The organism is Rosettibacter firmus, assembly GCF_036860695.1.
Lineage (GTDB): Bacteria > Bacteroidota > Ignavibacteria > Ignavibacteriales > Melioribacteraceae > Rosettibacter > Rosettibacter firmus.
The window spans coordinates 1,013,327-1,025,209 of sequence record NZ_JAYKGJ010000001.1 but is presented as its reverse complement, the minus strand read 5'-3'; the positions used below and the strand labels follow the sequence as shown (position 1 = coordinate 1,025,209).

At 30.7% G+C, this 11,883-nt stretch carries 6 protein-coding genes; 2 read left to right on the top strand and 4 right to left on the bottom strand.

The features are described from left to right. Positions 1-5: 5 nt before the first annotated feature. The 4 genes from VJY38_RS04425 to VJY38_RS04410 all read right to left on the bottom strand — a co-directional run bounded on the left by VJY38_RS04425 (position 6) and on the right by VJY38_RS04410 (position 6,657). Positions 6-443: a hemerythrin domain-containing protein gene (locus VJY38_RS04425; RefSeq protein ID WP_353679459.1), complete on the bottom strand. Its 438-nt coding sequence runs from the start codon at positions 441-443 to the stop codon at positions 6-8. Then, on the bottom strand, positions 430-1,350 hold the full coding sequence (locus VJY38_RS04420; RefSeq protein WP_353679458.1) for a YihY/virulence factor BrkB family protein: 921 nt from the start codon (positions 1,348-1,350) through the stop codon (positions 430-432). The genes VJY38_RS04425 and VJY38_RS04420 overlap by 14 nt, the downstream gene beginning before the upstream one ends. Beyond that, positions 1,343-3,571 (bottom strand): phosphoribosylformylglycinamidine synthase subunit PurL, encoded by a 2,229-nt coding sequence (purL, locus tag VJY38_RS04415; RefSeq protein WP_353679457.1) that lies wholly within the window; start codon positions 3,569-3,571, stop codon positions 1,343-1,345. Before purL ends, VJY38_RS04420 begins: the two co-directional genes overlap by 8 nt. 188 nt (positions 3,572-3,759) lie before the next feature. After that, positions 3,760-6,657: a CotH kinase family protein gene (locus VJY38_RS04410; RefSeq protein WP_353679456.1), complete on the bottom strand. Its 2,898-nt coding sequence runs from the start codon at positions 6,655-6,657 to the stop codon at positions 3,760-3,762. A 461-nt stretch (positions 6,658-7,118) separates the two neighbouring features. On the opposite strand from VJY38_RS04410, the gene VJY38_RS04405 reads away from it, so the two are divergent. Continuing rightward, entirely contained in the window at positions 7,119-8,666 is a 1,548-nt protein-coding gene (locus tag VJY38_RS04405; RefSeq protein ID WP_353679455.1) for a sodium:solute symporter family transporter, read from the top strand. Positions 8,667-8,695: 29 nt separating this feature from the next. Next, positions 8,696-11,875 carry a TonB-dependent receptor gene (locus VJY38_RS04400; protein ID WP_353679454.1) on the top strand — a complete coding sequence of 1,060 codons (3,180 nt, stop codon included), beginning with the start codon at positions 8,696-8,698 and terminating at the stop codon, positions 11,873-11,875. Positions 11,876-11,883: the final 8 nt, after the last annotated feature.

The window sequence follows — 11,883 nt, the reverse complement described above, 5'->3', positions numbered from 1 at the left end:
ATTTTTTAAATTAATTTATCAACAAGATTATTTAATGTTGATTCATCAAATACTTGCTGAATTCTTTCGAAGAGTTCTCTCTCTTCCATTCGAATATGACTTTCTAATGCAAAACCAAATTCATTCAGCAGGTCTTCAAAATTTTCTTCTGTTTTAATTTTATTAATAAGCGATTTTAATTCAATATGTTCTCTAAGCATCTGGTCGAATAATTTATCAAGTTGTTCATCTTTATTTTTTAATGTTGCCATTAAAATATTTTCTTCGTCATCAAAATGTTTAATTAAATAGTTTTCAAAGAAAGTTATTGTATAATCTTTTTTGCCATTTAAATCAGTAGGCATTCCTTTGTAAGGTGGAGCTCCTTTTTTAATAAACTGTGCTAATATAAGTCCATCGTGATGTTCTTTTGATAGGCGAACTAAACTTTTATATCTTTTCATTTTGTTCCTTTCTTAAAATTAATTTTTCTCGAAATAGTTGACCAATCTCAGCACCAACTATAAAAATGCATGAAGAGTAAAATACCCAGAAGAGTATTACAATTATTAATATAAATGCACCATAAAAAGGATTTGTTCCTAAAAAATTCTGAATATAATAACCAAAAAACATTCTGGCTAATTCCCATAAAATTGTGGTTGAAATAGCACTTACAGCAGCAACTCTTTTAGGTATTTTTTCATATGGAATCAAATAGTAAAGAATAAAAAATAAAATTAACATTATTAGCAAAGTACTGAATCGTACTATTGAATCCCAAACTTCACTAAACTTTGAAAGTACCGATAATGGTGAGTTGCGAGCTATTTCAAAGAATAAATTTAGAACAGGGAATATTAAAGTAGAAAGTGAAATGAAGATAATTAAAAGAAAAACCATTCCAACGTCGCGTATAAGACCAATTAAAGCATTCTTTTTAATATTAGTTTGATATATTTGATTTAGTAAAGTTCTCATGCTACTAAAGATCCAGGTAGATGTTAAAAGTAAACCAATAATTCCAACATATCCAGCAATATTTTTATATACTATAACCTGTGGTAATCGAGTTCTTATAATATTTTTTACATAATCTGAATAAGTAGGATAAGGAATTAATGTTTCAATAATATCATTAATGATTTTATTGAGTGTATCTGGTTCAAATATGTTACCTAATAAAGAAAAAATAAAAAGTATTAATGGAATTAAACTAAGAAGAAGTGAATAGGCTATTCCAGCTCCAGATAAAAAAATATTATGTTCATCAATTCTTTTTAAGAGTCCAGTGAAATAATAACTTAGTGAATGAAAGAACGCTTTTAATTTTATTTTTTCAAAAAATTTTTTCATGTTAATATTAAACATGAATACTCATTTTCTCGGCAATGGAATCGTAGTAAAGATGAGACAGAGTTTTTAGTGAAAAATCATATTGGTCATTTACAATAAATCTTTTTGGAATAGTTTCTCCTATTAGCATGTATGGAGTAAAACTTTTCGAGACAATTTTTTCAAAATTGCTTTTGTTTTCGGGACTAACGCTAACAATAACTCTCGACTGACTTTCTGAAAATAAAGAGAAGTCTTCTCGTGTTTTTATATGAATATTTACCTTTGCTCCAATCATATTTTCAGGATTTAAAATACAGCATTCTGCAAGAGCTGTCATTATTCCACCTTCAGAAATATCGTGAGCTGAATTAATGAGTTTTTGATCAATTAATTGTAAAAGCAATGAATGAAGATCTTTTTCTGCCTGTAAATCAATTTTAGGAATTTTGCCTTTAACAAGTCCATGAATCACTTTTAAATATTCACTTCCACCAATTTCTTCATAATCTTCTCCAAGAACATAAATCAGATCACCTTCATTTTTAAATTCTGCTGTTGTAACATTTTCTAATTTTTCAATCAGTCCAACCATTCCAATAACTGGAGTAGGATAAACAGTTGTATCTGGACTTTCGTTATAAAAGCTTACATTTCCACCAGTAACTGGAGTATTGAAAAATCTGCAAGCTTCTCCCATTCCTTCGATTGCCTGTTTAAATGTCCAGTAAACTTCTGGTTTATAAGGATTTCCAAAATTAAGGCAATTTGTAATTGCAAGAGGTATTGCACCTGAGCAGACCACATTTCTTGCAGCTTCGGCAACTGCGATTTTTGTTCCTTCTTTTGGATTGAGGTAAACATATCTACCATTGCAATCTGTAGAAGCTGCAATAGCTTTATTTGTTCCTTTAATCATTATAACTGCTGCATCTGAACCTGGACCAACAATTGTATTTGTTCTTACCATTGAATCATATTGTTCATAAACCCATCGTTTTGAGGCAATGTTTGGTGATGAAAATAATTTTTCAAAAACATCTGCTATACTATCTGGCTCTGGTAATTCATTAAAATTAAAGTTAGAAACTTCTTTTAAGTATTCTGGTTCTTTAGTTTCTCTTATGTAGACTGGAGCTCCGCCGCCAAGTACAAGTTCGTAAGGTGGAATCTCTGCTTTCTTTTCGCCATGATGATAAATTTTGAGTATTTGTTCATCTGTAACTTCACCAATTATTTCGCAATTCAGATCCCATTTTTGAAAAATTTCTTTTACTTTTTCTTCGCATCCTTTTTTTGCAACAACTAACATTCTTTCCTGACTTTCTGAAAGCATTATTTCATAAGCACTCATTTCGGTTTCTCTCAAAGGAACTTTATCTAAATCTATTTTCATACCCGACTTACCTTTTGCACTCATTTCTGAAGTTGAACATGAAATTCCAGCTGCTCCCATATCCTGAATACCAACTACTAAATCCTGTTTTATAATTTCCAGTGTAGCTTCGAGTAAAAGTTTTTCTGTGAATGGATCTCCAACCTGAACAGAAGGTCTTTTTGATTCTGATTTTTCAGATATTTCTTCTGAAGCAAATGTAGCTCCATGAATTCCATCTCTGCCTGTAGCAGAACCAACAATCATAACAGGATTGCCAGAACCTTTTGCTACAGCCGAGACAATTCTTTTTGTATCGACAATTCCAATAGCCATTGCATTTACAAGTGGATTATTTTTGTAGCAGTCATCAAAATATACTTCTCCACCTACCGTAGGAACTCCAAAACAATTTCCATAATCTGCAATTCCCTTTATAACCCCTTCAAAAAGATATCTTGTTCTTGGATCTTCAAGTGAACCAAATCTAAGTGAATTAAGACAGGCAATTGGTCGAGCACCCATTGTAAAGATATCTCTAAGAATTCCACCTACTCCTGTTGCAGCTCCTTGATAAGGTTCAACTGCTGATGGATGATTATGACTTTCAATTTTGAATGCTATTGCCAGACCATCTCCAATATCGACAAGTCCAGCATTTTCTTCGCCAGCACCCACTAATAATTTTCCACCCGACCTTGGAAGAGTTTTTAATAAAGCAATTGAATTTTTATAACTGCAATGCTCACTCCACATTACACTAAAAATACCAAGTTCTGTGAAAGTAGGAGTTCTACCCAATCTTTCACAAATCCAGTTATATTCTTCTTCTGTTAAGCCGTGTTCTATGGCTAATTGTAAATTAACTTCAGGTTCTTTCATTTTTTTATGAAATATTTTTTATTATTAAATCTAATATAACATATTTCATATTTTTAATCTTTAGATAGGGCAGGCTAAATTCGAAGAATTATAGATGAAAATAGTAATGTTACTTTGCTTTAATATTGCAGATAAATTTTTAATTAAATATTTCTATCAGATATTTTAATTCACTCTTAGAAAAGTCTTCATTTTATAAACAACATTTTTTTTGTGTCTATTTTATTTCCTGCTCTTAATTGATAGAAATAAACTCCGCTTGATAATTGATATTTACTTGCAGAGAATTCGATCCTGTAAGTGCCAGGTAATTTGTATTCATTAATTAAAGTTGCAATTTCATTGCCAAGCACATCATAAATTTTTAATTCAACTTTACAAGCATCCGATATTTTATATGTAATAATAGTTTTTGGATTAAAGGGATTTGGATAATTATGAAATAATTTAAAATCATTTTTTATTGTTCTATCTTTAATGGAAACTGGCAAATCGTCTTTTCCTGGTGACCCATGAATTGAATAAGAAATTCTCCAGTAAGATGGATCATTCATGTTGCCAGAGCCGTTTATATCATTTGCAACTAATGAATAACCGGTGCCATCTGCTTCTGCTGGCCAGGGAGTGGTATCATCATATGTAAAACTAAAAATTGTATCGTTTGTGGCAGTAAGTAGATTTAAAGTTTCACCACCATTATCTAACTTTCCTTTATATTCTCCGTAAGGATAAAATCCATAGCGATTATTGAACTCTTTTCTATTCGATGCTAAAATGAGAAATTGTTTTGGGTTAATGATAGTATTGGGAGGAAATGTATATTGAATACCAGAAGAAAAATATGCGTTCGATAAATTGATGGGGGAATCTCCACAATTTTTTAATTCTATAAATTCATATTCATCATTATTAATTGTATCGTTATCTAAAGGATGATAATGAATTTCTGTTAGTTTTAAATTATCATTGTTTCCGGTAAACAAAGTTATTTCGTTTAATGCACTCCAGGTTGTTCCATTTAGAATTCTTGATTTAATTACAGTGGTTGAATTAATAGTTAATTCAACTTCGTTGCCACCATCTTTTGCAGAAATATTTATAGCTCCACCAATTGCTCTCGGATCGGTTCCATCAATTGTATATTTAATGGTTCCTTTTGTTACATCTGGATTCACTAATTTTATTTTAGTCCCGGGCTCAACAGTTATAAATTTATCTGTTATTTCGTTATTGGAAGTTTTGTAAATGGGAGGATTAATATTTGGATAGAGATTTGCATTTTTCAGTTGATTAAGGACAATATCAGTTCTTTGGGGGAAGTAATTATTAACAATATCATCGATTGCCCATTGCCAATCTTTTTGTGTATATGAAATAAAATTATTTGTATTTCCCCATCTTGCAGATTCAGCAATAATTGCTGTATCGATTTCAGCAGCACGTAAAAGAAATAATCTGGTAGCTTTTTGTGATGTCATACATCCATTATTAAAAAAATGTTTGAATATATGATCTGCAAATAATATTCTATATTCAGGATTACTTGTTAGTTTATAATGAAGCCATTGAGGATGAAAACCAAAAACGTTGTTAACATACATGTTAATATTAACACGATTTTCGTTAAGTCCTATACCTGGACCTTCACCTTGAGTTGTTCTTAATGTGTGTTCTGCATCGTGAATAAAGAATTTAAAACCTTCATTACCATTACGATTGTAGATACAGAAAAAGTTATTAGGCAAATTATCATTTCCAAATTTGGAGGTGGGACTATCAAAATTTCCTGTATAAAATATTATTAACATAAAGTCTATTAAATTATCGATATCGACCAGTACTTTGTAATTAGGATTGCGTGTTCCATCAGGATTTTTCCCGAGTAGTTTGAAATAATTTTCGTTTGAAGTAAATCCTTTCAAGCACATATTCCAAATTTCCTGATATGCATTAAGATTTCCATCAGTAGCTTCAATCTGATGATTATTATCTCCAGGTTTAATTACATCATAATCTTCTTCATTGCCGCCAAAATAACTCTGTGCAAAACTTGCTTCGGGTCTTTCTTGTGTCTGATAAATTCCCCAATAAACTCCATTGATAAATAAATGATAATATCTGCTTCTGGTATAAGGTTGACCAGTTTCTCTTTGTAAGTCTCTTGAAAAGACATCTCGATTCATTGTATTATATTTACTGAGATGTCCAGGGTAACTCCAGGAATAATTCTGACTTGTTCTTAAATCAAGTTTATCAAATTCATCTACACCTTCATTTTCAAAAAGTGGATAATTTAATTTTCCTTTACCATATTCATTTCGGAAAAAAAATCTGAATGCATGTTTAGGATTATCTCCATGACGACTCCAGCCTCCACGTATTCTTACACCGCAATTAATCTGAAATCCTTTTTTCCCATCAGGATAAATCAATTCAATTGATGCTGGTCGTTCCCATTCAATACCGTCCATCATAGCATTCATATAAATTCCAGTTTTAAGATCGAATAAATTTTTTAAATCTGTTACTAATGAAATTGTTGGAATTGATAAAAATGCGTCATCAATTAAATCTTTGTACTGAGGATTATTGACTACATCTGCTGCAAGACCATAATCTATAAATTGAGGATTTGGACTTTTTGTGGGTGCAGGCCAATCAGCACCAGGTTTAAATCCTTCAGGAGATAATTCTACAATTTTGTTTATAAAAATATAAGTCCTGCTTACTGATTGACTGAATTGATTATTGTAGAAAGTGCAAGCCCTTAAAACAACACCTGGAGTTTTTCCTCTATTACCTTCTGTACTTTCTGGATCTATTGTTATTAACACAGGAGAATCTTTAATGATTGCTGTTGGTGAGTGTATGGGATCTGAACCATCAAGTGTATATTTAATTTGTGCACCATTTATTGAGCTAATTTCAACTTCAAAATTATTGTAATAAAATCCTGCAGGCATGGATATATCTGGTGTATCTAATGATTGAGCCATCAAGTAATGTAAGGCAAAGAAAAATTTTAATAAAAAAAGTTTGTTTTTTGAAGTAAGTTTTAAAACCATAAAGTTATCAGTTAATTTCATTGTTCAAATTACAAAATAAAATCGCCTGCAGAAAATTTCTACAGGCGAATTTGGAGTGTGTATGAAGGTAGATTCATAAACTTAATTTTTTGTCAATAATTATACCTGATTCATTTTGTAAATTTTTTTGAATAAATAATTATTATTTGAATATCGTTATATATTTTTGATAAAAGATTGGATAAAATTTTTATCATGCAAATAAAAGCATAAGCAATTTTTCTAAAATTTAATTAAGTAGTTTAATAGAAAATTTTGTATTAAGATTACAACCACTATAGACTCACATAAATTTATTTTATCATTTTGATTTAGCCTGCACATCATCCTTTTATCAATTTGAAATAACCAGCTCATTACTTAAGCGTTTTAATAAGATTTTCTTTTGCTTTTATCTCTTGGTATAATCATTGATTTAAGGCTATTAAACAATACTTCGAGGCAGAGTAAAAGGAGTTAATTTGTTTGAGATATCCATAATAGAATTCATTTTATTTTTTTGTTATCCACTGTTGATGATAGCAGTAAGTATATATTTATCGATTATTAAAGAAATGAATTCGGAAAGATATTTCTTTGCAGATAAAAGTATTCACTGGATAACTCATGGAATCTCTCTAACAGCTGCCACTTTCATCAGTCCTTATATTCTGGGATTAACAAGATCCGGATATCTTGGAGGGTTTCCTGTAATTTATGGAATAATCACAGCATTTTTATTTTATATCTATGGCTGGATATTAATTCCTTATTATTCAAAAATAAATATTAAGACAATCCCACAATACTTTGAAATCAGATATAATAAAACTTTTCGACATATAATTTCTTCAACATACATATTCATAAATATTGGTATTCGACTTGTTTTAGTACTTGCAGCCGGAAATATATTAATTAATTTATTTACCAATCTCGATTCTTACTTTACACTTTTATTCTTTCTCATTATATCATGCATATCACTAATCATCTCTGGATTAAAAGCAGAACTCTACATCAACGCATTTAATATGTTGTTTATTGCACTTTTTACTATTGGATTTGCTTTCTGGTTTTTTCATCAATATCAAGCAGACAAATTCGGGACAAATGAATTTTTATATCTGCCGTTATTGAGTTCTAATTTAAACGTATCAATTATAAAATCATTACTGGCTTTTTTGATATTAGGATTCTGGTTTGTATGTGCCGATCAAATTATGATTCAGAGAACTATTACTGTAAAGAATATTGATTATCTGAAAAGGTCTTCGATAGTTTCGATGTTATATCAAATAATTCCTGTTTTGTTTTTTACTCTTATTGCTGTTATCATTTTTAATTTATTCCCACAAAAAACTTCAGAAGAGATTAAGAATATATTTTCAGGAGAAGGCTTTTTACCAGAGTTCATGAAAGGAGCATTTATAATTACCTTAATGTTTGTGTTAACATCTTTATTATTAAGCTGCTTCAATAATACAGCCTATCTTTTAACATTTGATTTTTATAGTGCTTTAAAACCAAATGTATCAGAACGTGAACTGGTACTGGTTGGAAGAATTACAGTAATAGTATTGTTGTTTATATCGATACTATTACTATCAGTTGTAAGTTATGGCGAAGTTAGATTTTATTTTAATCTATTCAATCTATTTTTCTATGTAATTTCAATTATAGCTGCATTTTTGTTAGGGGGATTATTATTTAATTCTATCCCGAATAGTGCGGCAATTTCAATTTTTCTTTCCGGTTTAATTCTAATAGCCTTTAAAGTTATTTGCGAAATATTTTTCAGCAAATATCAATTTAGTTTTATTGTATTGAAATGGTTGATAAATCTGGATTTTCTTGAGTATTCAATTTTTATCTTCTCATTTTCATTCATTTTATTGCTTCTATTAAGCAAAGCACGATTAGTATTACCTTCAAAATCGGTTTCAAAAAAAAGCATTGAAGAAAAATTATTATTTGTATTCCCGGTTTATATGTTGGTTGTAGATATAACAAATCTACTTAATATATAGAAAAAATTATAAATGAAAAGGAGATGAACATGAGGGAAAAGAAATACAGAATAATTTTAATGATGTTCATTTGCGTAGTTGTTTATGTTGGTATATCGATAGCAGGTACAACAGGAAAAATTGCCGGTCGAATTGTTGATAAACAAACAAAAGAACCTTTAATCGGTGTAAATGTTGTTGTAAAAGGGACAACATTGGGTGCTACTACAGATGTAGATGGTTATTATGTAATACTTCATGTTCCACCAGGGTTACAGACAATTGTTGCCAGTATGGTTGGTTATGCTACTGTTACTGTAAATGATGTTGAAGTAAGAATTGATCAGACATCTACAGTAAATATTGAAATGGTTCCAGAAGCTATTGAATTAGGAAGTATAGTTATAACAGCCGAAAGAGAAATAGTTAAAAAAGATGTTTCGACAAGTGTTGCTACAGTTAGATCAGAAGAAATTACAACTTTGCCTATAACAAGGATTGATAGAATTGCAAGTCTACAAGCAGGAGTGGAAGAAGGTTTTGTAATTAGAGGTGGCAGTGCAACACAATTATTATTTCAGGTTGATGGAGTAACATTAAGAGATCCGAGAAATAATTCACCAATTACAACTTTAGCATTAAGTTCAATACAGGAAATTTCAATTGAACGAGGAGGCTTTAATGCAGAGTATGGTCAGGTTAGATCTGGAATTGTCAACATAATCCAGAAAGAAGGAAGTATCAATAATTATTACGGTGCAGTGAATGTGAAGTATAGCCCACCCACACCAAAGCATTTTGGGATTTCTGTATTTGATCCTAATTCAATGTGGAATAGACCTTATTTAGATCCTGCAGTAGCATGGACAGGAACGGAAAATGGAGCCTGGGATATATATACTCAAAGACAATATCCACGTTTTGAAGGATGGAATGCTATATCGCAGAAATTATTAAGTGATAACGATCCAAATAATGATCTTTCTCCTGCTGCAGCTCAAAAAGTGTGGATGTGGGAAAGAAGAAGAAGGCCTACAATTGAACCAGATTATATTATCGATGCAAGCTTTGGAGGTCCAATACCAGTAATTAGTAAAAGTTTAGGTAATCTAAGATTCTTTACAAGTTTCTGGTATAATCGCGAAGCACTCCTTATTCCTTTAAGTCGTCCGGATTACCTGGAGTATAATTACTCCTTAAAGTTGAACTCTGATATAAGCAATAAACTAAAATTAGTAATAAGTGCAAATACAGGAAAATCCTTTAATGTAGCAATGAATAGAGATGATAGCCAGTTTAATAATCCTGCGTGGGGAATAAATGGTGTTCAGTTCTGGAGTCCTACTGCGTTTATGCGAACACCATATACAATTGCAGAGATAACAAATGAACAAAGACCGAGTCGTATATTTACAGATTCATGGTATAGTCAGGCAATACTTAATCATGCTACATTTGCTGGTAAACTAACAAATTTTCTAAGTGATAAGTCGTTATTAGAAGTAAGTTTTGAACATGTATTAAGAGCTTATAAAACAGGACCAATCAGACAAAGAGATACAACAAAAAAATATGAAATTGTGCCAGGATATTTTGTTGACGAAGCGCCATTTGGATTTGATCCTCGCCCTCTAACTGGTTTAACAGGAATGTTTTTTGGTGGACATTCTTCAACTATAAGAGACACGAGCAGATTAAGTTCAACTCTAATCAAAGCTAATTATACAAATCAAATTACTCATATTCATTTAATTAAAGCAGGAGTTGAGTTTGCTTACTATGATCTTAATCTTAATTATGGAGCTGTTAATACTTACTTTAACGATTTGAATTATGTAAAAGAACGCTGGAATCCTTATCGAATTTCGGCATATATACAAGATAAAATTGAAGCTTTTGGATTTGTTGCTAATGTTGGTGTGAGGATGGATTTAAGTAATCCAAATACCGATTGGTATGATGTTGATCCATTCGATAAAACATTTTTCTCTTCAAGTTATAATCCCAACAAAGAATATCCAAAAAAGAGAGCCAAAATTGATCTTGCTTTTAGTCCACGACTTGGTATCTCACATCCTATTACAGAGAATTCAAAATTGTACTTTAATTTTGGTCACTTCAAACAATTACCAGCTTACGAAGAAATATTTAGATTGGGAAGAGCATCAAATGGAACACTATTGAATTATGGAGATCCGAATTTACAACAAGCAAAAACAATTTCTTATGAATTGGGTTACGACCATTTGCTGTTTAATACATTTTTAATTCAAATCTCAGCTTTTTATAATGATATTTCCAATCAACTTTCATTTACACAATATCTGAGCGATAGAAAAGGGATAGGCTATTTCAGAGCTAATAATAACAGCTATGAAGATATTCGAGGACTTGAAATTACATTAAAGAAAACTGGCGGCAATTGGATAAGAGGATTTTTAACTTATACATATCAGGTTAATACAAGAGGTGCATTTGGTAAGCAGGTTATTAATGAAGATCCAAGTCAACAAAAATTAATAGATCAAAATACAATTACATTATATCAACAAAAACCTGTTCCTCAACCGAGAGCAAATTTAAACCTCACATTCTTTACACCTTCACAATATGGTCCAAGTTTTGGCGGTTTATATCCATTTGGTAACTGGACATTAAATATTCTTGGTGAATGGAGAGCAGGAGAATATATAACTTATAATCCTAATGGTATTAGAGAAATAATTAATAATGTTCAGGTTACAGACTACTGGAATGTTGATTTATTATTAAGTAAGACTGTTGATCTTAAGCCTTTCCAGATTACATTTTTAATTGATGTTAGAAACTTGTTTAATTTCAAGAGATTATCCGGTGCCGGCTTTTATGATAATTTTGATCAATTATTCTATTTGCAATCCTTACATCTACCTCCAAGTCCAGCATATGATAATATACCAGGTAACGATAGAGTTGGTGATTATAGAAAAGAAGGAGTTCCATACCAGCCTATAGAACAGGTTGTAAATGTTTATGAAGTATCCAATCCGAATCCTATAGTAATCTATTATGATAAGACTACAAAGAAATACATGAATTATGTTAATAATGAATGGTCTGAAGTTGATAATGCTAAGATGCAAAAAATTCTTGAAGATAAAGCATATATCGATATGCCAAACAATACTTCGTTTAATTTCTTAAATCCGAGACAGGTGTTCTTTGGTATTAATATTTCGTTTAATCTGTAAACGATAAG